General features: G+C 70.5%; 20 protein-coding genes and 1 riboswitch. Of the genes, 8 read left to right on the top strand and 12 right to left on the bottom strand.

The window, feature by feature from the left end; all coding sequences use genetic code 11:
* The first annotated feature begins 68 nt into the window (after nucleotides 1–68).
* The gene (locus OG927_RS23090) at nucleotides 69–284 is read left to right on the top strand and encodes an EF-hand domain-containing protein (protein WP_056794510.1); all 216 of its coding nucleotides are present in this window, start codon (nucleotides 69–71) and stop codon (nucleotides 282–284) included.
* A gap of 47 nt (nucleotides 285–331) precedes the next feature.
* Here the strand turns inward: OG927_RS23090 and OG927_RS23095 are convergent, their stop codons facing one another.
* The 6 genes from OG927_RS23095 to OG927_RS23120 form a co-directional block, all read right to left on the bottom strand.
* Nucleotides 332–2,629 (bottom strand): N-acetylmuramoyl-L-alanine amidase, encoded by a 2,298-nt coding sequence (locus OG927_RS23095; protein WP_330320710.1) that lies wholly within the window; start codon nucleotides 2,627–2,629, stop codon nucleotides 332–334.
* 168 nt (nucleotides 2,630–2,797) lie between these two features.
* Nucleotides 2,798–3,208, bottom strand: a complete 411-nt coding sequence (locus OG927_RS23100) for a GntR family transcriptional regulator (protein WP_056794512.1) — start codon at nucleotides 3,206–3,208, stop codon at nucleotides 2,798–2,800.
* Nucleotides 3,209–3,257: 49 nt separating this feature from the next.
* Nucleotides 3,258–4,226 (bottom strand): ABC transporter permease subunit, encoded by a 969-nt coding sequence (locus tag OG927_RS23105; RefSeq protein ID WP_124281127.1) that lies wholly within the window; start codon nucleotides 4,224–4,226, stop codon nucleotides 3,258–3,260.
* Complete coding sequence (locus tag OG927_RS23110; protein ID WP_330321345.1) at nucleotides 4,223–5,167, bottom strand: ABC transporter ATP-binding protein; 945 nt, start codon at nucleotides 5,165–5,167, stop codon at nucleotides 4,223–4,225. The genes OG927_RS23105 and OG927_RS23110 overlap by 4 nt, the downstream gene beginning before the upstream one ends.
* A 329-nt stretch (nucleotides 5,168–5,496) precedes the next feature.
* A complete protein-coding gene (locus OG927_RS23115) occupies nucleotides 5,497–6,492 on the bottom strand; it encodes an ATP-grasp domain-containing protein (RefSeq protein WP_330320711.1) in 996 nt (331 codons plus the stop codon).
* Between the two features lie 90 nt (nucleotides 6,493–6,582).
* Nucleotides 6,583–7,857 carry an MFS transporter gene (locus OG927_RS23120; RefSeq protein ID WP_330320712.1) on the bottom strand — a complete coding sequence of 425 codons (1,275 nt, stop codon included), beginning with the start codon at nucleotides 7,855–7,857 and terminating at the stop codon, nucleotides 6,583–6,585.
* A 797-nt stretch (nucleotides 7,858–8,654) separates the two neighbouring features.
* Here OG927_RS23120 and OG927_RS23125 point away from each other — a divergent pair.
* The gene (locus OG927_RS23125; protein WP_330320713.1) at nucleotides 8,655–9,881 is read left to right on the top strand and encodes a GNAT family N-acetyltransferase; all 1,227 of its coding nucleotides are present in this window, start codon (nucleotides 8,655–8,657) and stop codon (nucleotides 9,879–9,881) included.
* A gap of 273 nt (nucleotides 9,882–10,154) precedes the next feature.
* Here OG927_RS23125 and OG927_RS23130 read toward each other — a convergent pair whose 3' ends face one another.
* From OG927_RS23130 to gcvT, 6 genes are all read right to left on the bottom strand, one after another.
* The gene (locus OG927_RS23130; RefSeq protein WP_330320714.1) at nucleotides 10,155–11,054 is read right to left on the bottom strand and encodes a nucleotidyl transferase AbiEii/AbiGii toxin family protein; all 900 of its coding nucleotides are present in this window, start codon (nucleotides 11,052–11,054) and stop codon (nucleotides 10,155–10,157) included.
* Nucleotides 11,054–11,668 (bottom strand): type IV toxin-antitoxin system AbiEi family antitoxin domain-containing protein, encoded by a 615-nt coding sequence (locus OG927_RS23135; RefSeq protein ID WP_330320715.1) that lies wholly within the window; start codon nucleotides 11,666–11,668, stop codon nucleotides 11,054–11,056. Before OG927_RS23135 ends, OG927_RS23130 begins: the two co-directional genes overlap by 1 nt.
* A gap of 250 nt (nucleotides 11,669–11,918) precedes the next feature.
* Complete coding sequence (locus OG927_RS23140; RefSeq protein ID WP_056794528.1) at nucleotides 11,919–13,304, bottom strand: L-serine ammonia-lyase; 1,386 nt, start codon at nucleotides 13,302–13,304, stop codon at nucleotides 11,919–11,921.
* A 154-nt stretch (nucleotides 13,305–13,458) separates the two neighbouring features.
* Entirely contained in the window at nucleotides 13,459–14,718 is a 1,260-nt protein-coding gene (glyA, locus tag OG927_RS23145; RefSeq protein WP_124281124.1) for a serine hydroxymethyltransferase, read from the bottom strand.
* A gap of 19 nt (nucleotides 14,719–14,737) precedes the next feature.
* Nucleotides 14,738–15,115, bottom strand: coding sequence for a glycine cleavage system protein GcvH (gene gcvH / locus OG927_RS23150; protein WP_056794532.1), 378 nt, complete (start codon nucleotides 15,113–15,115; stop codon nucleotides 14,738–14,740).
* A gap of 89 nt (nucleotides 15,116–15,204) precedes the next feature.
* Entirely contained in the window at nucleotides 15,205–16,335 is a 1,131-nt protein-coding gene (gcvT, locus tag OG927_RS23155) for a glycine cleavage system aminomethyltransferase GcvT (RefSeq protein ID WP_124281123.1), read from the bottom strand.
* Nucleotides 16,336–16,512: 177 nt separating this feature from the next.
* Nucleotides 16,513–16,610: riboswitch (glycine riboswitch) on the bottom strand.
* A 211-nt stretch (nucleotides 16,611–16,821) separates the two neighbouring features.
* On the opposite strand from gcvT, the gene OG927_RS23160 reads away from it, so the two are divergent.
* From OG927_RS23160 to OG927_RS23185, 6 genes are all read left to right on the top strand, one after another.
* Nucleotides 16,822–17,496 carry an AAA family ATPase gene (locus tag OG927_RS23160; RefSeq protein WP_056794537.1) on the top strand — a complete coding sequence of 225 codons (675 nt, stop codon included), beginning with the start codon at nucleotides 16,822–16,824 and terminating at the stop codon, nucleotides 17,494–17,496.
* A gap of 141 nt (nucleotides 17,497–17,637) precedes the next feature.
* Nucleotides 17,638–18,408 (top strand): enhanced serine sensitivity protein SseB, encoded by a 771-nt coding sequence (locus OG927_RS23165; protein ID WP_056794538.1) that lies wholly within the window; start codon nucleotides 17,638–17,640, stop codon nucleotides 18,406–18,408.
* A gap of 144 nt (nucleotides 18,409–18,552) precedes the next feature.
* Nucleotides 18,553–19,344: an enhanced serine sensitivity protein SseB C-terminal domain-containing protein gene (locus OG927_RS23170; RefSeq protein ID WP_056794541.1), complete on the top strand. Its 792-nt coding sequence runs from the start codon at nucleotides 18,553–18,555 to the stop codon at nucleotides 19,342–19,344.
* A gap of 187 nt (nucleotides 19,345–19,531) precedes the next feature.
* Nucleotides 19,532–21,199: an ABC transporter substrate-binding protein gene (locus tag OG927_RS23175; RefSeq protein ID WP_056794542.1), complete on the top strand. Its 1,668-nt coding sequence runs from the start codon at nucleotides 19,532–19,534 to the stop codon at nucleotides 21,197–21,199.
* A gap of 85 nt (nucleotides 21,200–21,284) precedes the next feature.
* Nucleotides 21,285–22,289: an ABC transporter permease gene (locus OG927_RS23180; RefSeq protein WP_056794543.1), complete on the top strand. Its 1,005-nt coding sequence runs from the start codon at nucleotides 21,285–21,287 to the stop codon at nucleotides 22,287–22,289.
* A 1-nt stretch (nucleotide 22,290) separates the two neighbouring features.
* Nucleotides 22,291–23,253 (top strand): ABC transporter permease, encoded by a 963-nt coding sequence (locus tag OG927_RS23185; RefSeq protein ID WP_056794545.1) that lies wholly within the window; start codon nucleotides 22,291–22,293, stop codon nucleotides 23,251–23,253.
* Nucleotides 23,254–23,255: the final 2 nt, after the last annotated feature.

Here is a 23,255-nt window from a genome sequence, read left to right on the forward strand (position 1 = left end):
CGGATCCGCCACCGGACGTGCCCGATAATCTGACCCCCGTCAGCAATGCTTTACGAAGGGGCGGAACAGTGGCGGACATCGAGTCGGCGCGCAAGGCATTCGAGCACTTCGACCAGAACGGCGACGGCCGGATCACGGCGTCCGAGTACAAGAGCGCCATGGCGCAGCTCGGTGACCCGTTCGTCACGGAGACGGTCGCTCAGGCCATCATCAACACCCACGACGGCAACGGCGACGGCGAGCTCACGTTCGACGAGTTCTGGGCCTCGCAGAACAAGGGCTGAACCGCACCGGCGCGGCATGCGCCGGGCCGGTGCGGCGGGCGGTCCCGCTACCTCAGGTAGACGAGGCCGTCGGTGGTGAGGGTGGGCCTGCCCTTCGTGCCGACCACCACGATCTTGACCGTGTGCTTGGCGGACGACGTCCAGGACTTCGTCCAGATCGCCTGGCGGTACAGGGTGGTGGAGGACTTCAGGTCCACCGTCGCCACCTTCGCGCCGTCCACGTAGACGTACGCCTGTCCGGACGTCGCGGCCCGGGACACCACCCAGGCGACCGAGCGGCCGGTGAACGTCCAGGTCAGGGCGGCGTTCTTGGTACCGCTCGCATACGACCCACCGCCGAGGTAACCGGCCGAGGACTTCGTCGTCCAGGTGCCGGACCTCTTCGCGGAGGACTCCTGGAGGATGACCGGCGTGCCGGTGACCGAGGCGGCCGAGGCGTTGCCCGCACGGTCGTACGCCGTCATCCGCCAGGCCGTCGCCACCGCGGACTTCGCCGTGTGCGGGGCGGTGGTGACGATGGGGCCGTAGGTCCCGGCCACCGGCGCGGTCAGGCGCACGTCCCTGAGCAGGACGGCGTCGGACGCCTTCCACTTCAGTGCGATCGGGACGGCCGCCGTGTTCACGGTGCCGGTGCGCAGCGACAGGGCCGGTTTGGTGGTGAACACCGGCGCGGTCCGGTCGGCGACCACCGTCGCCGTGGCCGACACGGACGTTCTGCCCGACTGGTGGGTGGCCCGGACCTGCACCTTGTGGCTGCCGGCGGTCAGCGTCGCCGCGGCGGACGTGGCGCCGCCGGTGGTGGAGGCGACGGACCTGCCGTCCACGAGCAGCTCGTACTTCGTGACGAAGGCGGCGGGCGTGGTCGCGGACCAGCGGACGGTGATGTCCGCCCTGGTGTGGTGACTGGTGCCCGAAAGGGCGGCGCCGGTCACCGACGTGATGGCCAGTCCGGCGACGGGGCCCGCCGCGTGGCCGCGGATGGCGGGCAGTTGGGCGTAGAGGGCGCCACCGGGGCACTGGGTGTTGAAGCCGTCCCGGTGCCCGGAGATCCGGCTGAACGAGTAGTCCTGCTTGGCGGTGAACCTCCTGCCGGTGAAGTCGACCCCGTCCGCGCCCGCGGTCAGCGTCGTCGTGCCCGCCGGGTCGCCGTCGTACTGGCCCAGCTTCCACGCGGCGACCCGGGCCACCGCCGTCGTCGCGGCACTCGCGGCCGAGGAGTCCGTGTACATGCCGATGACGGCGATGCCCGCCGTCTCCCGGTTGAAGCCGTAGGTGTGCGCGCCCATGACCGCACGGTCCGCACCGCCCCTGCGGCCCTCGAAGACCGTGCCGCACTTGTCGACCACGAAGTTGTAGCCGAGGTCCTTCCAGCCGTTCGCCTCCACGTGGTAGGCGTGCAGGCCCCGCACGATCGCCGCCGAGTCGGCACAGGAGTACGAGTTCGTCTGCGCGGTGTGGTGGACGAAGACGGCCTTGACCCTGTCCATGTAGTCCGGCGCCTCGTCGTTGACGGACTCGTCGGCGTTCCACCCCGCGCGGGAGACGATGGGCGGCTGCGGCACCGTGGAGGGCAGCGGCGGCGGCAGCGTCGCGGTGGGCTCGGTACTGGGCGACGGCGACTCGGCGGGAGCCGAAGGCGACCCACCGGTGCCGGGATCCGTGCTCGTGCTCGGAGGCTCCTCCACCGGGTCGGTGGGGCCCGTCTCCCCGGGCGCCGGCTCCGTGGTTCCGGTGGCGGGCTCCGTGCTGAGCCCGGGAACGGGCTCCTCGGACGAGCCGGCGGAGGGATCCGCCGCCGTCGGGTCGTCGGTGGTGTCGAGGGCGTACGCGGCGGGCGCGGCCCCGGAGGCCCTGCCCGGGTCCACGGTGTCCAGCCGCAGGCCCGCGGGGAGTCCGGCGGACGTACCGTCCCCGGCGGACACCCGGACCTCCACACCGTCGGACGGTCCCACCCAGCGGGGTTCCGTGCTGCCGCGTACGCCGGGACGCCCGGCCTCCGTACGGCCGTCGACCTCCGTGTCGAGGGGCAGCCACGCCGACCAGTCGCCGGAGGAGGCCGATCGTGTGCGCGCCTCCACCGTGCCCGTCACCTCGGCCGACGGGTCGGTCCAGGTGACGCCGAGCATGCTGAACGGCCCGGACTCCCGCTGCCGCAGGGACGCGGTGTCTCCGTCCGCCGACACCTCCAGCGCGGTCCGGCGCACATCGGCCCGGGCCGGGGCGGACTTGGCGTCCGGGCCGGCGAGTGCCCCGGACGTGACGGTCCCCCCTTCGAGCACCAGGACGCCTGCCACGGCCGCCGTCGCGACGGCGGCCGTGGCCCATGTTCTTCGCTTCACTCGCACGTGGGACCCCCGAGGATGCCGGCTGCCACTCCGGCAGCTCGAAAGATTCAGTCGCGTTCGACCGACACCTTCACACGATCGTCGTCGATCGTCCGCATTCCGTCCTCGGTATCCGGACTCGAGCTGATCACGATCAACGGTCCCCGGGGGCCGTGTGCGACGACGGGGTCAGCCGTCCACGCCGTCCGTGCCCGGCGGATAAGCGGCCTCGAAGGCCGTCCGGAAGAGGGCCTCGACCTCCGCGCCGCCGAGCCCTTCGCCGCGCGCTTGGTGCATCCACTCGTTCAGCGCGGTGCGCAACGGCCAGTCGGGGCCCGACCCGGGCTCGGTGAGGGAGCGGGTGATGAAGGTGCCCGCTCCCTGGCGCACTTCTGCGAGCCCCGCACGTTCGAGCTCGCGGTAGGCCTTGAGCGTCGTGTTCGGGTTGACCTTCGTGGTGGCGGCGACCTGTGCCGCCGTGGGCAGCCGGTCGCCCTCCTCCAGCGCGCCCATCCGCAGGGCCTGTTCGACCTGGCGCACGATCTGGAGATACGTCGCCACACCGCTGCGCCGGTCGATGCGGAACACGACCACGTACATCACCTTCCGCTCGGATGTCGATATTTTACGTAGGTGGGAAGAGCCCGCTCTACAGGGGGCGCCGGGAGGACCGCCACAGGACGAACGCCGTGAGGAGCGCGGTCCCGGCGAGCAGGATGCCCGCGGCGGTCCACTGCATGGCCGCCATCTGGCTGTAGTCGAGGTACTCGTAGACGTTGCTGACGATGCCCTTGTCCGCGATGCACGCGGCCGAGGCCTTCTCCGTCGCTTCGACGCAGGTGCCCCACCCGTACAGCTGCCCGTCCGCGGTGGCGATCCAGCTGTCCAGCTCGTACGCGTCGGAGAGGCGGGCCGGGAGCTCCTCGTCCAGGGGGTACGTGAGCCTGCGCGCCGGGGCCAGGTACTCCCTGGACACGTCCCACGCCACCTGGGCGGCCACGCAGAAGGCGAAGGTGACGACCATGGAGGCGAGGACCCGGCGCAGCAGGGCACCGATGGTGACCCCGGCCGCGGTGAGGAACAGGGCGAGCGCGGGAAGGACCGGACCGGTGTTGTCGAACACCGTGCCGTCCATCCACTGGTCGGAGAGCACCGAACGGTACGGCGTCCACCACCAGGTGAAGAACGCGGAGAGCGTCGTGCAGACCGCCAGCGTGATCAGGAAGCACCAGCCGAGCTTCGCGATCAGCCATCGGCGGCGCGTCACGGACTGGGTGGTGACGAGCTGGGCGGTGCCCTGTTCGCTGTCGGCCGCGATGAGCGGGGCGCCGAGGAACACGGCGAGGACGCCGGGCAGGGAGCCCAGCAGGAGGGTGAGATAGGAGTACTGCTGGCCCACGACCGGCAGCGCCACGTCCTGCTCGGGCCAGCCCGCCGTGTCCAGCAGGCCGATCAGCCGGCCGCGCTGGTACACGATCCAGAGGGAGCCGAGCACCGCCAGCGCGGCGAGGCAGATCAGGGTGGTCCGGTGCTGGCGCAGGACGAGCCAGCTCAGCCCCCGCAGCAACCTCGGCCGGGTGGTCCGTGCGGCCGGCGTCCCGGTCGGGGTGGTGCTCATGCGGTCCTGGTCCCTTCGGCGCCGACGCGGGCGCCGGGTGTGTACAGCGGGGGTGCGTCCGGTGAGCGGAGATGGGCGAGCAGCACTTCCTCGAGGCTGGGCTCGGAGGTCTGCCAGTCCCCGGAGAGAGGGCCGTCCGGCCGGACCATCGCCTGGAACTGCCGGCCCTGTACGCGGTTCTCGATCACCGTGTGGCCGTCGAGCCCGGCGGGCAGCCGCCCGTCCCGGGTCACTCCGGTCACCAGGGTGTGGGCCGGGACCAGCGCGTCGGCGTCGCCGGCCATCCGGATCCTGCCCCCGGCGAGGACCAGCAGGTAGTCGCACATGTCCTCCAGCTCGGTGAGCATGTGGGAGGACATCACGACGGTGGTCCCGCGCTCGACGGCCTCGGCCATCAGCAGGGTGCTCATCTCGTCGCGGGCCAGCGGGTCGAGGTCGGACATCGGCTCGTCGAGCAGCAGCAGGTCGGGCCGCTTGCCGAAGGCGAGCGCGAACGCGACCCGGGTGCGCTGGCCGCCGGACAGGGTGCCGACCCTGGCGTGCGGCGGCACATTGCCCGAGCGGACGATCCGTTCCGCCGCCGCCATGTCCCAGCCGGGGTTGAGCTCGCTGCCCATCCGCAGGGTCTCCGCCACCGTGAACCGCTTGAACAGCGGTTTGTCCTGCCCGAGGAAGGCGAATCTCGGCATCACCGAGGCTTCGCCCACCGCCACCCCGAAGATCCGCAACTCGCCCTCGGTCGGCTCGACCTGCCGGGTGGTCATGCCCAGCAGGGTGCTCTTCCCCGCCCCGTTGGGCCCGACCAGGCCGCAGATCCGGCCGGCGGGAAGCCGGAAGGAGCAGTCGCGCAGCGCCCAGCCGCGCCGGTACCGCTTGCCCAGGCCGCGGGCCTCCAGGGCCCATGCGCCCGGGAGTCCGCTCGGAATGCTCGTGTCCGCCACGCGCTTCGCCTCGATTCCATTAGTCAATTAATGGAATCATGGTCAGCGCGGGGCGTGGATGTCAAACGCTTGTCCGACGCCCGGCTGCCGGGGTCGGTGCGCAGGGCCTCCGTGACCGGCTGCCGCTGCTCGGGGCGGCTGCCCACCGGCGTCCTCCGCATCACTCCGGTGGGGGCGGGTGTGGCAGGGCGTGACCAGGGGCAACCGGCCGCTGATCCTGTGCGGACGGCTTCCGGCTCCGCTCGTCCGGGCACGGCAGCGGACCCGCTGCCGTGCCCGGACGCAGGCTGTCCGGGGCGACCGGCCGACGGTCTCCTCGGACGAGCGCGTCAGGAGCCCGCGGCGATCCGGTCCCGTACATAGCTGACGAGCGCCGCCGCCACCCGGGAGCGGTCCGGCTCCGGCAGGTCCTCGTAGGCCGCCGAGACCGTCATCCACTCGTTGAAGACCGGCCCTTCGCGGGTGAGGAGCCAGTCCACGCACAGGTAGTCCGCGTCCACCCCCGTGGCCAGCCGTTCGCTGAGCGCGCGCACCTCGCCGTCCCCGTCGAAGGACATGCCGGAGCCGCCCTCACTCACGTTGGCGAGGTAGGAGCCCTCCTTCGGGCTGCGCAGCATCACGGCGACCGTCTTCCCGCGGTGGACGTACACCCGCACGTCGCCGTCGTTCTCCTGGAACGGTTGCACCACCGCGCCCAGCGCCGCGGGGGTGAGGAGGTCCACCGCGGCGGTCAGCTGCTCGGGGCCCTCGGCCTTCAGCACCCCGAAGCCCATGGCCATGGCCCGGGGCTTGACCACGTAGGGGCCGGTGCCCAGCTCCCGGCCGACCACCGGCAGCACCCGGCGGGCGTACCGGCCGAAGGGGACCGCGATCGTCGGCGGGACCGGGATCCCGAGCGCCGCCACCTCGTGGCACATCGCGAGTTTGTCCGACCCCAGCGACTCGGCGTCGCGGATGCCGTCGTTCAGGAGCACTCGGCCGGCCGCCCTGATGGTCCGCGTGATCGCCTGGACGTGGCGGCCGATGCCGGCGTCCCACGTCCAGTCCGACAGCAGGAAGGCATGACCGCCGCCGAGCAGGTCCTCCTCGTCCAGATACAGGCGCGGCGCCCCGCCCGACCACGCCGGCACGAGGTCCCCGGAGTGCACCACCCGCACGGGCAGGCCGTTGCGCTCGAAGAGGTCCACGCGCTTGGAGCCCTCCTTCTGCAGCAGGAGGTGGCGTCGCGGGTCGTAGTTGTCCGGGTTGGTGATCCACACGATCGCGGGCGTGCCGGGCGTGCCGGGCGTGCCGGGCGTGCCGGTCGGGGGGAGTGCGTCGGTCACGGTAGGGCTTCCGTTCGTCGGGCGTACGGGGGCGGGCCGAACGGCGTGGCTCGGCCCGGTGGCGCGGTCGGGCGGGCACGGCGGCCCGGGTCAGGAGGCCACCAGGGGTTCGACGGGCGGTGTGCCGGTGGGCAGGGTCCGCATCCGGCGCAGCGGGGAGAGGAACAGCCAGAGGAAGGCGAGCGAGGTGCCGACCGCCCCCGTGAGCACGGCTCCCCGCGCACCGAACACCTCGGCCAGCACACCGCCGCAGAGGCTGCCGATGGGGCGCGCGCCCCAGGCGAAGAACCGCACCGTGGCGTTGACGCGGCCCAGGAAGTCGGGTGGCACGGCCCGCTGCCGGAAACTGACCTGGGCCACGTTGTAGACCACGAGCGCCGCCCCCAGGCCGAACAGCGAGACGCTGACCAGCGCGAGCCTCCATCCCGGCTGGGCGAGGGCGGCGAGCAGGGTGAGCGGGGCGCCGCACACGACGCTGTACTTCACCGCCGTCGCGTCCCCCAGCGCCTCGATGAGCCGGCGCACCACCAGCGTGGCGAGGACGCCCCCGAGGCTCCCCGCCGTCAGCAGCAGACCCACGGTCGTCGCGGGCACCCCGAGATCGCGGGCGAGCAGGACCAGGAGCATCGCGTAGGACATGCTCCAGAAGAAGGTCATCGTCGTGGAGCACAGCACGATGGGCCGCAGCAGTGCGTGCCGCGTTACCAGCCGCACGCCCTCGGCGACACCCCGGACCAGCCGGGGGCGGTCCTTGCGTGGCGGAAGCGGCTCCGGCCGTCGGATCAGGGCGACGAACAGGGCGGACCACGCGTACCCGAACGCCGTCGCGACGATCGCGAGGGGCGCGGTCACCAGCTGGATGAGCAGACCGCCGGCGCTGGGACCGACCACGCCCGCCACCTCCTCCACGCCGGTCAGCCGGGCGTTGGCGGTGAGGAGGCGGTCGCCGCCGACCACATGCGGCAGATAGCTCTGCGCGGCGACGTCGAAGAAGACCGTGAGGACGCCGGTGACGAGCGAGACCACGCACAGGTGGAGCACGTCGAGGGTGCCCAGGCCCCACGCCACCGGAATGCTGCCGAGGGCCACGGCGCGGCCGAGGTCGCTGACGACCATCACCGGCCGCTTGCGCATGCGGTCCACCCACACGCCCGCGGGCAGCCCGATGGCGAGGAACGCCACCGTCTGGCAGGCCGCGACGGCGCTGACCTCGAATGCGGAGGCGTGCAGGGTGGTGGTGGCGAGGATCGGCATCGCCAATCCCAGCAGGCGGAAACCGAGCTGGCTCAGCGCCTGGGCGGCCAGCAGCAGGCGCAGGGCGCCCACCTCGCCTCCGCCGACGGGGGAACGGGGTGGTCCGACCATCACCAGGCCTTTCCGAGGGGCGCGGTCCCGTGCCGTCACGGGGCCGTGGTGCGGAGCACACCGACGACGGGGCCATGGGCGGCGGTCTCCAGGGTGCGGGACGCGGCCACCCCGGGCCCGCCGGGGAGTGCGACGATGCTAGAGGCGGCACGGGGGTGCCACAAGCGGCGACGAGGGGGCGGAGAGCGGGGGGAGAGAGGCATGAAATGGCGTGAAGTGCACGGCAGTTGGGGGACACCTCATGAACCTTCCGGTATAGCGCCAGGTCATCTCCCCCATCGGTTTTCCGCCGATATCCGCCGACGAACGACGACAGTGGCCGGGTGCCCCTCCGCCGGTGTACGGGCGCTTGCGTCCCAGAGGAGCACTGCCCTAACTTGTCCTCGCCGTCGCTCCACGGGTGACGGCAGGACCACTTTCGCTACGGTTCGTCCAGCCCCGCACCCCTGATCCCGGCCCTCCCGCCGTGTGCGGGTGCGGTGCCCCTCCCCGCGCCCCGCAGGGCGCGGCGCCCTTCCGTCCCGTGCCCCGCCCTGCCCCACGACGGCTCCGCCCGCCCCGTACGCCCCGTGCGGCGGGGGTCCCGGCCGTCAGGGCCGGCGGGGAGTGCGCGGACCCGCGGCACGTCGCCGTGGGCGGGCCCGACTGTGCGGCGCCACCGACCAGCAGAACGGCTCAGCTCAGCCGGAAGAGACCGGCCGCGGGAACCCGCCGAAGGCTCGCGGGCCCGTCCGGCCGCCGGGCCCGCACACGGCGGCACCGTCACCGGCCGCCGTGACGACGAGGAGGAGACCACCATGCAGACACCGGACGCGGACGTCGGGACCACCGAACGCGCCGACACCAGCACGTGGTCGACGCTCCTGGCGAAGGGGCAGCCGGCCCCGGTCGACTTACCCGCCCCTCTCCCCGGGCTCGACGTCGTCCGGCGGGCCGTGCACCTTCCCCGCGCGTCCTGGGACCGCCTGGCCGGCCCCGACCACGCCTACCTGGCGGCCCGTTGGCTCGACGTGGCGGAGGACACCTCCGGCGCACCCATGCGCTACCTCACCCTGACCGACGCCGAGGGCCTGGCCGGTGCGCTGGCCACCGCAGTCGCCGACGCGACCGCCCCGTGGCTAGCCGGCCGCCCCGACACCGTGCTGCGGCAGTCCGCGGAAGAGGGGCGGAAGGGAGCACAGGAACTGGTCGCGGACCTGCCCGGAGACCTTGCCGGCGCCCTGCTGCCCGGCCTCGTCTGCGGAGGGCGGCACCTCGGCCGCACCACCCTCCTGCGGCGTGACGAGGAGGACGGCACCGCGGAACGGCTGCTGGGCGCCGCCGAACGGCTCGCGGACCAGGAGGGCCTGCGCAGCGTCGCCTTCCTCCATGTCGACGAGCACGACACCGTGCTGCGGACCCTGCTGGCCCGCCGCGGCTACCGCTCCTTCCACTCCGAGAACTACCACTGGCTGCCGGTGCCGCAGGGCGGCTTCGCGGAGTACCTCGCCGGATTCTCCGCCCACCGCCGCCGCCGGATCGGCGCCGAGCGCCGGGCGGTGCGCGACGCCGGAGTCCGGATCACCTCGGCCCCGCTCGACCCCGCCGACATCCCCCGCTTCGCGGAGCTGGAGGCCGCACTCCTCGGCAAGTACGGGATGAACGCCTGGACCCCCGCGCGCTCCGTGACCGTCCTGGAGCGCGCGCTCGGCGCCTGCGGTCCGGACGCGCTGGCGGCCACCGCCCGTCTCGACGGCGAGATCATCGGCTTCGCGCTGATCGTGGTCCACGGCGACCGCTGGTTCGCGCACCGCGCCGGCTTCGACTACGCCGTCCAGCGCGGGCTGCCGCTCTACTTCGACCTGCTCTTCTACCACCTGGTCGAGGCCGCGGCCCGGGCCGGCGCCACCGTCATCCACTACGGCACCGGCAGCGGCGCGGCCAAGGCCTCACGGGGCTGTCTCGGCTCGGGGCAGTACGCCTACCTCCGCCCCTCGGCCCCGGGCCGGGGGGCGGGGACACCACGCGCCGACCGGCAACGCTGAAGGGTACGAGAGCGCCGGTGGGCACACGTGCCCAGCACTCGATGATGTTCACCGCGAGCCCGCCGCGCGCCGTCTCCTTGTACTTGACGGACATGTCCGCGCCCGTCTCCTTGTACTTGACGCTCATGTGTGAGATCACCACGCCGAGGACGAGAGGCCCTGTCTCGTTGCCACACCTGCTGACCAGTCCGTTCACCTGCCAGCACAGGATGACAGAGGCTCATTGACGCTTCGGGGTGCGAGGCATCTCCGGCGGTTTGTGAGGGAGTGAGATCAAGTCCACGTACTGGCTGAGCTGTTCCAACTCCGTGTCGCGGCGGTGTCTGCGAGCAGTGGGTCCGCGAACGCGATGACCAGCCCGACCACGTCAGTGAAGAGATTCGGATAGCCGGCCGAGGAAGATCCCTGTCGGCGGCGCCAGGCGGTGTAGGAGGATTGGCGGCGCTCGGCGAGGTCGGTGATCGCGGCGCTGAGGGGCTTCAGCTCGATGCCACGGTGTGTGGCGGTGGCAGTCAGCGCTGCGGCCAGTTCTTCGCCGTTGAGATTGTTGAGCGTCAGCAGGCGGTAGAGGTCCGCGTAATCCCGATCGCGGGTGTTGAGATCGCCGAGCGAGATGGCGGTGGAGAGCTTCTCGGCGATGACGGTGGCGAGCGGGTAACCGAAGAGTTGGAAGCTGTCCGTGGTGAGCTGCTGCGGGTAGTTGATGATCTGAGGCCCGGGAGTGACGGGGTCGCCGAAACTGATGTCCAGTTGGAGCTTGAGACGCGCACGGGCGATCGATGCGGCCATGGACAGCCGTACGCCGTGATACTCGTCCTCCTCTCGGATGGGTACGGTTCTGAGCGTGGCGGAGTCGTATGCCACGCCGTCGTCGACCTCAGCGGTGGCGATCGCGGCGATTCTGCGGATGATCTCGGCTTCCTCGCCGGAGAAGGCGCGGCCAAGGATGTCGATGTCACGGGTCATCCGGCGGGCGCCGAACTGGGCGAGCAGAAGGCCGCCCTTGAGGATGAAGTGCTCGCGGCCGAGGGGGGATGTTGCCAGGCGGTAGAGGAATCGTTCGAGTACGTACTCGACCATGACCTCGTCCGTTGAACGGCCGTTGCGACGAGCCAGATTGCGCAGGTCGTTGTAGACGCGGCCTGCGGTGGTGTCCCGAGTTGGGTTGACCATCAGGCAAGCACCGCCTCTACGGCGGGGCGGATGACGGAGAGCGCGCCCAGCTCGCGGGCGATGAGTTGGAGTTCGCCGACCCCGCTCCGTCCGCGGCGACGTAGGTAGCGGCCGAGTGCGGACAGGGCCATGGTCTCGCCGATTCTGCCACGATGGCGCATCGCGTCGACGACGCTGCGGGCGGCGTTGTATGTGGGAACGGTCTCTCCCGGTGCAGCCTCGAACCGTTCGACGCCGAGGCTGAACGTCTTCGCCGCGTACTGGGCCACCACGGTCGGGGGATAAGAGATCGTGGGACGACGTGATCCGCGTGGTACGGCGATGTGTACGGCGCTGGGGATGTCGTCGATCAGCTCGTGCAGAGCCAGGGCGGACTCCCCGCACAGGACAGCGCGAGGCGCCCGCGTACATACGGCCAGTAGGTCTGCGTATGCGGTCTCCGGTGCGTCTGCCCGCCGGTACACACCACGGGACAGTTCGTCTATCTCCCCTTCGGTGACTAGGTGCGCCAGATCGCGAGCGGAGAGCAGGGCCTGACGTGCCTGCGCTGTCGTGAACGTCGGGGAGAGGTCAGCCAGCCGCTGGTTCAAGCGCGAGATTTCCGTAGCACTCATGTATCGAATGATACCCCTCTAGTTGAACTAGGGGATCGATTGGATACATCCAGATGGCGGGGGCGGGGCTCCCATCGTTGACTATGCGTCACGAACCTGCAGGTCAGATGCCCATCCCATGGGGTCTTCCAGGGACTTTTCAGGGACTTTCGCGTCTGTCCCAGGGCCGATCCAGGGACTTTCCGCCGTGCAAGCAGGGAAGGTCCTGACAGCGCTGAAAGATACGAACGCACTGGTCAGGGCCGTTCTCCTAGCACTCGATGATGTTCACCGCGAGCCCGCCGCGGGCTGTCTCCTTGTACTTGACGCTCATGTCCGCGCCCGTCTCCTTCATCGTCTTGATGACCTTGTCGAGCGAGACCTTGTGGCTGCCGTCGCCCCGCAGCGCCATCCTGGCCGCCGTGACGGCCTTCACGGCGGCCATGCCGTTGCGCTCGATGCACGGGATCTGGACGAGGCCGCCCACCGGGTCGCAGGTCAGGCCGAGATTGTGCTCCATGCCGATCTCGGCGGCGTTCTCCACCTGCTCGGCGGAGCCGCCCAGGACCTCGGCGAGGGCGCCCGCGGCCATGGAGCAGGCGGAACCGACCTCGCCCTGGCAGCCGACCTCGGCGCCGGAGATCGAGGCGTTCTCCTTGAAGAGCATGCCGATGGCTCCGGCGGCCAGCAGGAAGCGGACGACGCTGTCGTCCTTCTCGGCCTCGGTGCAGCCGCCGGCCGCGAAGTTCATGTAGTAGTGCAGGACGGCGGGGATGATGCCCGCGGCGCCGTTGGTCGGGGCCGTCACGACACGGCCGCCCGCGGCGTTCTCCTCGTTGACGGCCATCGCGTAGAGGGTGATCCACTCCATCGCGTGTGCCTGCGGGTCGCCCTCGGCGCGCAACTGGCGGGCCGTGTTCGCGGCGCGGCGGCGGACCTTCAGACCGCCGGGCAGGATGCCCTCGCGGGACATGCCGCGCGAGACGCAGGCCTGCATGACGCGCCAGATCTCCAGGAGGCCGGTGCGGATCTCGTCCTCGGTGCGCCAGGCCTTCTCGTTCTCCAGCATCAGCGAGGAGATGGACAGGCCGGTCTCCCGGGCGAGCCGCAGCAGCTCGTCGCCGGTGCGGAAGGGGTGCCGGAGGACGGTGTCGTCCGGGACGATCGGGTCCTCGCCGGCCACCGCGTCGTCGTCGACGACGAAGCCGCCGCCGACCGAGTAGTACGTCTTCTCCAGGAGCGGGGCGCCCTCGTGGTCGTACGCGAGGACGGTCATCCCGTTGGCGTGGTACGGCAGTGCCTTGCGGCGGTGCAGGACGAGCTGCTCGTCGGCGTCGAAGGGGATCTCGTGCATACCGAGGAGGTTGATGCGCCCGGTGGAGCGGATCTCCTCGATGCGGGAGTCGGCGCCCTCGACGTCCACGGTGCGGGGCGACTCGCCCTCCAGGCCGAGCAGGACGGCCTTCGGTGTTCCGTGTCCGTGGCCGGTCGCGCCGAGGGAGCCGTACAGCTCGGCCCGTATCGACGCGGTGTGGGCCAGCAGGCCCTCGTTCTTGAGGCGGCGGGCGAACATGCGGGCCGCGCGCATCGGGCCGACGGTGTGGGAGCTGGACGGGCCGATGCCGACCGAGAAGAGGTCGAAGACCGAGATGGCCACGGGAGTACTCCTAAGGGGTTGGTAGACGCCGTTGTCTGCCGGGTGGTGCGGGACGGGCCGGTGGGCACGAAGAGCGCGGGGACAAGGGTGGGGGCACCGTGCTCACTCTTCAGTGTGCGCGGTGCCCCCACCCGACGTGCAAACTGCGGGTGGCCTACTTGAGGCCGGAGTACAGCGGGAACTTCTCCGCGAGCGCGATCACGCGGGCCTTGAGGTCGTCGGCGTCGTAGGCCGGCTTCAGGGCGGAGGCGATGATCTCCGCGACCTCGGTGAAGTCCTCGGTCCCGAAACCACGGGTCGCCAGGGCCGGCGTACCGATCCGCAGGCCCGAGGTCACCATCGGCGGCCGCGGGTCGTTCGGGACGGCGTTGCGGTTGACCGTGATGCCCAGCTCGTGGAGCCGGTCCTCGGCCTGCTGGCCGTCCAGCTCGGAGTTGCGCAGGTCGACGAGGACCAGGTGGACGTCCGTACCGCCGGAGAGGACGGACACGCCCACCTCGGTCACGTCCTGCTGGACCAGCCGCTCGGCGAGGATGCGGGCGCCGTCCAGGGTGCGCTGCTGGCGCTCCTTGAACTCCTCGGTCGCCGCCACCTTGAAGGAGACCGCCTTGGCGGCGATCACGTGCTCCAGCGGGCCGCCCTGCTGACCGGGGAAGACCGCCGAGTTGATCTTCTTCGCGAGCTCCTGCGTCGACAGGATGACGCCACCGCGCGGACCGCCGAGGGTCTTGTGCGTGGTGGTCGTGACGACGTGGGCGTGCGGCACCGGGTTGGGGTGCAGACCCGCGGCGACCAGGCCCGCGAAGTGCGCCATGTCGACCATCAGGTACGCGCCGACCTCGTCCGCGACGCGGCGGAAGGCGGCGAAGTCGAGCTGACGGGGGTACGCGGACCAGCCGGCCACGATCAGCTTCGGCTTGGACTCCTTGGCGAGGCGCTCGACCTCGGCCATGTCCACGACGCCGGTGTCGTCGACGTGGTACGGGACCACGTTGTAGAGCTTGCCGGAGAAGTTGATCTTCATACCGTGGGTCAGGTGACCGCCGTGGGCGAGGTTCAGGCCCATGATCGTGTCGCCCGGCTTCAGCAGCGCGAACATCGCGGCGGCGTTCGCCTGCGCACCGGAGTGCGGCTGGACGTTCGCGGCCTCGGCGCCGAAGAGCGCCTTGACGCGGTCGATGGCGATCTGCTCGACCACGTCGACGTGCTCGCAGCCGCCGTAGTAGCGGCGGCCCGGGTAGCCCTCGGCGTACTTGTTGGTGAGGACGGAGCCCTGGGCCTCCATGACCGCGACCGGAGCGAAGTTCTCCGAGGCGATCATCTCGAGGGTGGACTGCTGACGGTGGAGCTCGGCGTCGACGGCGGCGGCGACGTCCGGGTCCAGCTCGTGGAGGGAGGAGTTCAGAAGCGACATCAGGTGGTCCCTTGGGGTCTCAGTTACCGGAGAACTCGGTGTACTCGTCGGCGGAGAGAAGGTCCTTCGGCTCCTCCGCGACGCGCACCTTGAACAGCCAGCCGCCCTCGAAGGGAGCGGAGTTCACCAGCGACGGGTCGTCCACGACGTCCTGGTTCGCCGCGGTCACCTCGCCGGTCACCGGCGAGTACAGGTCGCTGACCGACTTGGTCGACTCCAGCTCACCGCAGGTCTCGCCCGCGGTCACCGTGTCACCGACCTCCGGGAGCTGGGCGTAGACGACGTCGCCGAGCGCGTTGGCCGCGAACTCGGTGATACCGATCGTGGCCACACCGTCCTCGTCGGCCGACAGCCACTCGTGCTCCTTGCTGTACCGCAGCTGCTGGGGGTTGCTCATGGTCTGAATTCTCCTGTACGCGGGGGAGTGCTGATGAACGGTGGTCTTGCGTGGTGAGACGGGACTACGTCACGTCCGGGCGGGCGGGACTACTTCTCGCGCTTGTAGAAGGGCAGCGCGACGACCTCGTACGGCTCGTGCGTGCCCCTGATGTCGACGCCCACGCCCTCGGTGCCGGGCGTGGCGTACGCCGCGTCGACGTACGCCATGGCGATCGGCCTGCCCAGTGTGGGCGAGGGGGCGCCGGAGGTGACCTCGCCCACGACCTGTCCCGCGACGACGACGGAGAACCCGGCGCGCGGGACCCTGCGGCCCCCGGCGACCAGGCCGACCAGCTTGCGCGGGGGAGCGGACTCGGCGCGCCCGGCAGCGGCCAGCAGCGCCTCGCGGCCGACGAAGTCGCCCTCCTTCTCGAACTTCACGACCCGGCCGAGCCCCGCGTCGAACGGGGTCAGCGCGGTGGTCAGCTCGTGCCCGTACAGCGGCATGCCCGCCTCCAGGCGCAGCGTGTCGCGGCAGGAGAGGCCGCACGGGATCAGGCCGTGCGGGGCGCCCGCCTCGGTGAGGGCCTTCCACAGCTGCTCGGCGTGCTCGGGGGCGACGAAGAGCTCGAAGCCGTCCTCGCCGGTGTACCCGGTACGGGCGATCAGCGCCGGGACGCCGGCGACCGTGCCCGGCAGGCCCGCGTAGTACTTCAGTCCGTCCAGATCGGCGTCCGTGACCGACTTCAGTACGGCGGAGGACTCGGGGCCCTGGACGGCGAGCAGCGCGTACGCGTCGCGGTCGTCCCGCACCTCGGCGTCGAAGGCCCCGACACGCTCGACGAGCGTGTCCAGGACCAGCTGCGCGTTGCCCGCGTTGGCGACGACCAGGTACTCGGGGGTCTCCGCCGCGCCCAGGCGGTACACGATCAGGTCGTCCAGGATCCCGCCGTCCTCGGCCACGATCATCGTGTAGCGGGCCCGGCCCCGGCCGATGGTGGCGATGTTGCCGACCAGGGCGTGGTTCAGGAAGTCCACGGCCTGCGGCCCGGTGACGGTGATCTCGCCCATGTGCGACAGGTCGAAGAGCCCGGCCCGGTCACGTACGGCGTGGTGCTCGTCGCGCTCGCTGGCGTAGCGCAGGGGCATGTCCCAGCCCGCGAAATCGGTCATGGTCGCGCCCAGGGACCGGTGCAGCGCGTCGAGGGCGGTGAGACGGGAAGCGGGGGCAGTGCTCATGGATACGGCTCCAGGGCATGACGACGGAGGACGATCCCTCCCCATCTGTCATCGGAACCTGAGAGGTTCGCCGGGACCCGCTGAAAGGGTCCTGGAGGGGGCCTGAACGAGTCAGCCCCTCCGGGGTCGGCTTGCACCTTGGGTGGAGCCGCAGAACGGCCCGCTTTTCAGATCTGCCTCATCCGCGCGGTACGGGGCCTGAGAGATTCAAGGGAGGATCTTGCTCCTTCGGCGCCCGGTGCACACAGTGACCGGGACTCTCCCGCGCGGATTCAAACGGCCGGTATGGAGTTGGCGGGGTCATCATCGCACGCATTGCGGGAGAGTGGGTGTCCGGATCCGTACGGCAGGTCCGCGGCCGGGCAGGTGCTGACACGGCGGCACGCCCGGTGCGGACCCGTACGGCCGGAACCGGTTGTGCCGCATTACCTTTTCTTTACACTTCTTGGGCAGGTCAGGTGTGGGTGAATCGGCAGGGGGACGGCGATGACGTTGCAGCGCGACGTGGCGGCCACGGGGGCGGCGCGCGGTGCGATGCCCGCTCAGCAGGGCGTGCGTGCCAGGGAGCTCACCGGCACGCACGCCCCGGTGGTGCGTGACCTGCGGGGCACGGGCGGGCGCGGCCCGCGCAGCCTGGACTTCGCGGCGGGTGACCTGGTGGTGGTTTCCGGCCTGCCCGGCAGCGGGAAGTCGACGCTGATCCGGCGCGCGGTCCAGGAGAACGCGATCGACTCCCAGGACACCAGGGACCGCTGGGCCGGCTCCCTGCCCGGGTTACTGCCGTACGCCCTGTACCGCCCCCTGGTGCGTGCCGCGCACTACCTCGGGCTGTGGCGGGCGCTGCGCTCGGGCGGCTCCGTCGTCGTGCACGACTGCGGTACGCAGGCCTGGGTGCGCCGGTGGCTGACGCGGGAGGTCCGGCGCCGCGCACGCACCCTGCACCTCGTCCTGCTCGACGTCACCCCGCAGGTGGCCAGGGCGGGCCAGCGGGAGCGCGGCCGAGGGGTGTCGGGCTACGCCTTCGCCCGGCACCGGCGCGCGGTGGGACGCCTGTTGCGTGACACGGAGAGCGGCCTGCTGCCACCCGGCTGCGCCTCCGCGGTGCTCCTGGACCGCGACGCGGCCGCAGTGATCACCCGCATCTCGTTTGCGGACGCATAGGCCGAGAAGTGCTGTCCGGGTGTCCGGAATCTGGACGGTTCGCAGGCCCCGGCCTGCGCCGCTGCCCGCGGCACTGCCGTCCGGGCGCGGCTCGTCTAAGGTTTCTGCCGCACAGCATGGCGAGAAGGGGACACAGACACCGTGGACATTCCGGCCCAGGCCCACGTCCATCCGCAGCACGGATGGCCGGCCAACGAGCTCGAAGAAGTGCTCAGCGCCTCGCTCGGCGTGCCCGGGGCCGGCAGCCGGCTGGTCGAAGTGCTCGGCCGCAGCCTGCTCTGGGTGCCCCTCCCGAACGGCGGCGGACCCGACAGCCCCGACCTGGACCTGCCGACGGTCGACATCGACGGCGGCGCGTACGTGCCCGTCTTCAGCTCCGAGGCGCAGTTCCTCCACTGCGTCGGCTCCCACATGTCCTTCGCCGTCGCGCCCGCCCGGGAGTTCGCCCGCGGACTCCCTCCGCAGCTGGGCATCGCGGTCAACCCGGGCGGAGCGGTCGGCGTGCCGATGCCGCCGCCCGCCGTCGCCGAGCTCTGCAGGGCCGGCCGCACCCCGCTGGACGGGCCCGGCGGCGGGGGGAGGGTCCGGCTGTACGAGCCGGACTGGAAGGAGGACCCCGTCGACTTCCTCTCCGCGGTCGCCGCCGAATTCCAGGACACCGGCGTGGTGAGCACCGCCCGCCGGGCGCTGGCCAGCATCGAGGGCGGCGACCCGGTCCTCTTCGTCGGCGTCGAATTCGCCACCTGGGACGGCGCCGGGCAGAGCGCGCCGATGGAGGCTCTGGGCCGCGCCCTCGGCCGGGCGGGGTCGCCCTGGCCGGTCAATCTCGTCCTGCTCGACGTGACACAGGACCCCGTGGGGGACTGGATGCTGGACAAGGTGAGGCCGTTCTACCGGCGCGAGGGGCACTGAGCACACGTCACCCGTGGCGTCGAGCCGGTGTCAGGGGCGGCGCATAAGCTGGTTTGATGGCGAGGTCGCCCCGTGTGCCCGGGAGCGGCGGAACGGCACCCGCGGGACAGCGGGACAGCGGATCGAAGAGGGGCGGGACCCAGGGTGAGTGCGTCAGGCACCGCGGCGGCCGGACAGGTCGAGCACATGCTGCGGCAGGTGACCCCGGGGCGCCTCGACTCGTACGAGCAGCTGCTGCAGGCCCTGGCCGACGGCCGGATCTGGATGCTGCTCTGGCACGGCACGGCGGGATCGCCCGATGCCCAGTACGGCAACATGGAGGTCGACGGGCTGGGTTACGCCCCCTGTGTGACCTCCGCCCAGGAGCTCTCGGCCAGTGGCTGGAACAGGGCCCACGAGCTGATCACCGGCCGTGACATCGCCCGCGCCCTCTTCCCCGACCGCTGGGGCATCTGGCTCAACCCGCACGCCCCCGACGGCGGCGTCGGAATCCCCTGGCTGGACCTGCGCCGCATCGCGACGGGTCTCGACCGGATGCCGGCCGGCCCGCTGCGGCTCTCCGAACCCGCCATCGAGATCCCGCAGTTCTACGCCCTGCTGTCGCACAACGCCCACCGCACCCCCGCCGTGCGCGCGCTGCGCCGTGCCTGGGTGCAGCCCGCGCTCGGCGCTCCGTACCTCGCGATCGGACTCGACCTCTACGACACGGGCCGGCCCTCCGTCGACGCGGTCCGCGCGATGATGCAGCAGTCGATCGGCGTCGTCCCCGACGGGCTGCCGGTCTCCACCGTCTCGATGTCCGACGAGTACGACCCCGTCGCCATGTGGCTGCGCGCCAACTCCCGGCCGTTCTACGACCGCGAGGCACATGCCCAGGCCGGCCCGCCGCCCACCGCCGCGCCCGGGTACGGCTACCCACCGTCACAGCTGCACTGAAACCCCCCTGGTTTCGAACGGGTTAACAATCCTCGGCAGGATGTCCCGTATCTGACCGGTTTGTTGAGTGTCCGGGTCTCAGGTAGGTATCACCGCTATGCGGACTGTTCTCCGCACTGCTTCGCGAATGTAGGGTTCGGGCGAATCATTACCTCTCCACACACTGCTGACCTGGGGTGGACCCACCATGCGAATAAACACGTCCCGAACCGTTCGGGCGATCACGGCGGCACTTGCTGTCGGTCTGATCGCCACGGGCTGCTCCAGTGAGCGGGACAACGATGCCAAGGACGGAGCGAAGGACACCTTCGTCTTCGCCGGTGCGGGCGACCCCGGGTCCCTCGACCCGGCGCTCGCCAGCGACGGTGAGACCTTCCGGGTCACGCGTCAGGCGTTCGAAGCCCTTCTCGAGCACGAGTCCGGCGGCAGCAAGCTCGTCGGCGGACTGGCCGAGACGTGGGAGAGCAACGACGCCGGCACGGTGTGGACGTTCAACCTGCGCAAGAACGTGAAGTTCCAGGACGGCGAGACGTTCGACGCCGACGCGGTCTGCGCGAACTACGACCACTGGTTCAACTGGGCGGGCACGTACCAGTCCAGCGCGGTCTCGTACTACTGGCAGTCCATCATGGGCGGCTTCGCGAAGAACGAGGACGCCGAGGCGCCGAAGGCGAACTACAAGTCCTGCACCGCGAAGGACGCCAACACGGCGGTCATCGAGGTCAACGAGCCCTCGGCGAACCTGCCCGGCGGCTTCTCCCTGCAGGCCCTGGCGATCCACTCGCCGAAGGCCATCAAGGAGTACGAGAAGCAGGACGCGACCGCCAAGGGCGACGCGATCACGTACCCCAAGTACAGCCAGGAGGCCGGCACGGTCGCCGGCACCGGCCCGTACAAGATCACCAAGTGGAACAAGAGCAACAAGGAAGTCAGCCTCGAGCGCTTCGACGGCTACTGGGGCGACAAGGCCAAGGTGAAGAACCTGGTCTTCCGCACGATCGACACCGAAGAAGGCCGCCGCCAGGCGCTGCAGGCCGGTGACATCGACGGATACGACCTGGTCGCACCCGCGGACATCAAGACGCTGGAGGGTGAGGGCTACGAGGTCCCGACCCGTGACGTCTTCAACCTCTTCTACGTGGGCATGACCCAGTCGAAGAACAAGGCGCTGAAGAAGCCCGAGGTCCGGCAGGCCATCGCGCACGCCATCGACCGCGAGAACATCGTCAAGACCCAGCTGCCCGAGGGCGGCAAGGTCGCCACGCAGTTCATGCCCGACACGGTCGCCGGTTACTCGGACCAGGTGAAGCAGTACGCCTTCGACACCAACAAGGCGAAGAAGCTCCTCAAGGACGCCGGCGAGAGCAAGCTCTCGCTCGAGTTCTGCTACCCGACCGAGGTCACCCGCCCCTACATGCCTGCCCCGCAGGACATGTTCGAGCTGATGAAGGCCGACCTCGAGAAGGCCGGCATCACGGTCGTCCCGAAGGCCATGAAGTGGGCCCCGGACTACCTGGACGCCACCGAGGCCGGCTCCTGCGCGCTGCACATGCTGGGCTGGACCGGTGACTTCAACGACGGCTTCAACTTCATCGGTACCTGGTTCGCCGGCGCCGACAAGCAGTGGGGCTTCAAGGACGCCAAGGTCTTCGACTCGGTGAACGCCGCGTCGAAGGAGACCGACCCGGCCGCCCGCGTCGAGGCCTACAAGAAGGCCAACGAGACCATCATGGAGTACCTGCCGGGTCTCCCGATCTCGTCGTCGCCGCCCGCCATCGCGTTCGCCAAGAACGTCAACCCGCCGAAGGTCTCCCCGCTGACGCAGGAGAACTTCGCCGAGGTCTCCTTCAAGTAACCGCACATCAGTGGGTTCGCCCGGCCACAGCTTCCCGGTGGCCGGGCGGGCCCACTTTTCGACACGTAAGAAAGGGGCACGCGGGGTGCTGCGACTCGTCGTACGAAGACTGCTACAGCTCATACCCACCCTGCTCGGCCTGTCGGTTCTGCTCTTCCTGTGGCTGAACCGGCTGCCCGGCGGACCCGCCTCAGCGATCCTGGGCGAGCGGGCGACCGAAGCCGAAGTGACGCGTATCAACCGGGCGCTGGGACTGGACGAGCCCGTCTACGTCCAGTACTGGCGCTTCCTCAAGCGCATCTTCGAACTGGATCTCGGCACCTCCACCCAGACCGGTCAGCCGGTGTGGGACGAATTCGTCCTGCGCTTCCCGGCCACCGTGGAGCTCAGCGTCGCCGCGATCGTCATCGCGGTCCTGGTCGGCATCCCCCTCGGCTACCTCGCCGCCCGCCACCGCGGCGGCTGGCTCGACGTGGCCTCGGTCTCCGGATCGCTGATCGGCATCTGTATCCCCGTGTTCTTCCTCGCGCTGATGCTCAAGGGCATCTTCGCGGTCGAACTGGGCCTTTTCCCGAGCTACGGCAGGCTCTCCACCGGTCTCGACGCCACTGACATCACCGGCTTCGCCACCCTGGACGGCCTGCTGACCGGCGAGCTCGACGCGACATGGGACGCGATCATGCACCTGGTGCTGCCCGCCGTCGCCCTCGCGTCCATCCCGCTCGCCGTGATCGTGCGGATGACCAGGGCAAGCGTCCTGGAGGTCCTCGGCGAGGACTACATCCGCACCGCCGAGTCCAAGGGCCTGGACAAGCGGGTCGTGCGCGGCCGTCACGTGCTGCGCAACGCGCTGCTTCCCGTGGTCACCGCGGTCGGTCTGCTGACCGGAAGCCTGCTCTCGGGTGCGGTCCTGACCGAGTCGGTCTTCTCGTTCGGAGGCATCGGCTCCTTCATCCGTACGTCGATCGATGCCCGCGACTACCCGGTGCTGGTCGGGTTCATCCTCTTCATCGCGATGGTGTACGTCCTCATCAACCTGCTGGTCGACCTCGCATACAGCATCATCGACCCGAGAGTGCGGGTGCACTGACGTGACGACATTGACCAAGAGGGCCGACAAGATCGACCGGCTCGCCGAGCTGACCCAGCAGACCGAGTCGACCTCGGGCGCGAGCCTGTGGCGCGAGGCGCTGCGACGGCTCCGCAACAGCAAGATGGCCATCATCGGCGCCGTCGTCATCGGCCTGTTCGTCGTGATGGCGATCGTGGGACCGTGGGTCGCCCCGTACAGCCCCACCGCCCAGACCTGGCGCGGAGAAGTCTTCGCCAACCAGGGCAAGTTCGTCGGTATGCGCGGCGAGAACTGGTTCGGCCTCGACCACCTGGGCCGCGACCTCTTCTCCCGCATGCTCGTCGGGGCACGCCAGACCCTGCTCGTGGGCGTGGTCTCCATGCTCATCGGCCTGGTCATCGGCGCTGTCGTCGGCATCCTGTCCGGAGCCGCCGCGACCCTCGGCGGCAAGGTCGGACAGCGCATCGACACCGTGATCATGCGCATCACCGACCTCATGCTGTCGCTGCCCTCCCTGCTGCTGGCGGTCTCCGTCGCGGCGGTCATGGGCCAGTCCCTGACCACCGTGATGATCGCCGTCGGTGTCGTCCAGATCCCCGTCTTCGCCCGTCTGCTGCGCGGTTCGATGCTCGCCCAGGGCGGCGCGGACTACGTGCTGGCGGCGAAGGCGCTCGGCATCCGGAAGAAGCGGATCGTCCTCACACAGATCCTGCCCAACTCGCTGAGCCCGGTAATCGTCCAGGCGACACTCAGTCTCGCCACCGCGATCATCGAAGCCGCGGCCCTGTCCTACCTCGGCCTCGGCAACCCGGACCCGGCGATCCCGGAGTGGGGCGTCATGCTCTCCCAGGCGCAGCGGTTCTTCGACAACGAGCCGATGATGGCCGCCTACCCGGCCGTCGGGATCATCATCACCGCACTGGGCTTCACCCTGCTCGGCGAGGCCATGCGCGAAGCCCTCGACCCGAAGCTGCGAGGCTGATC

Origin of the sequence: Streptomyces clavifer, from assembly GCF_036345975.1 — a bacterium.
GTDB classification, from domain to species: domain Bacteria; phylum Actinomycetota; class Actinomycetes; order Streptomycetales; family Streptomycetaceae; genus Streptomyces; species Streptomyces clavifer.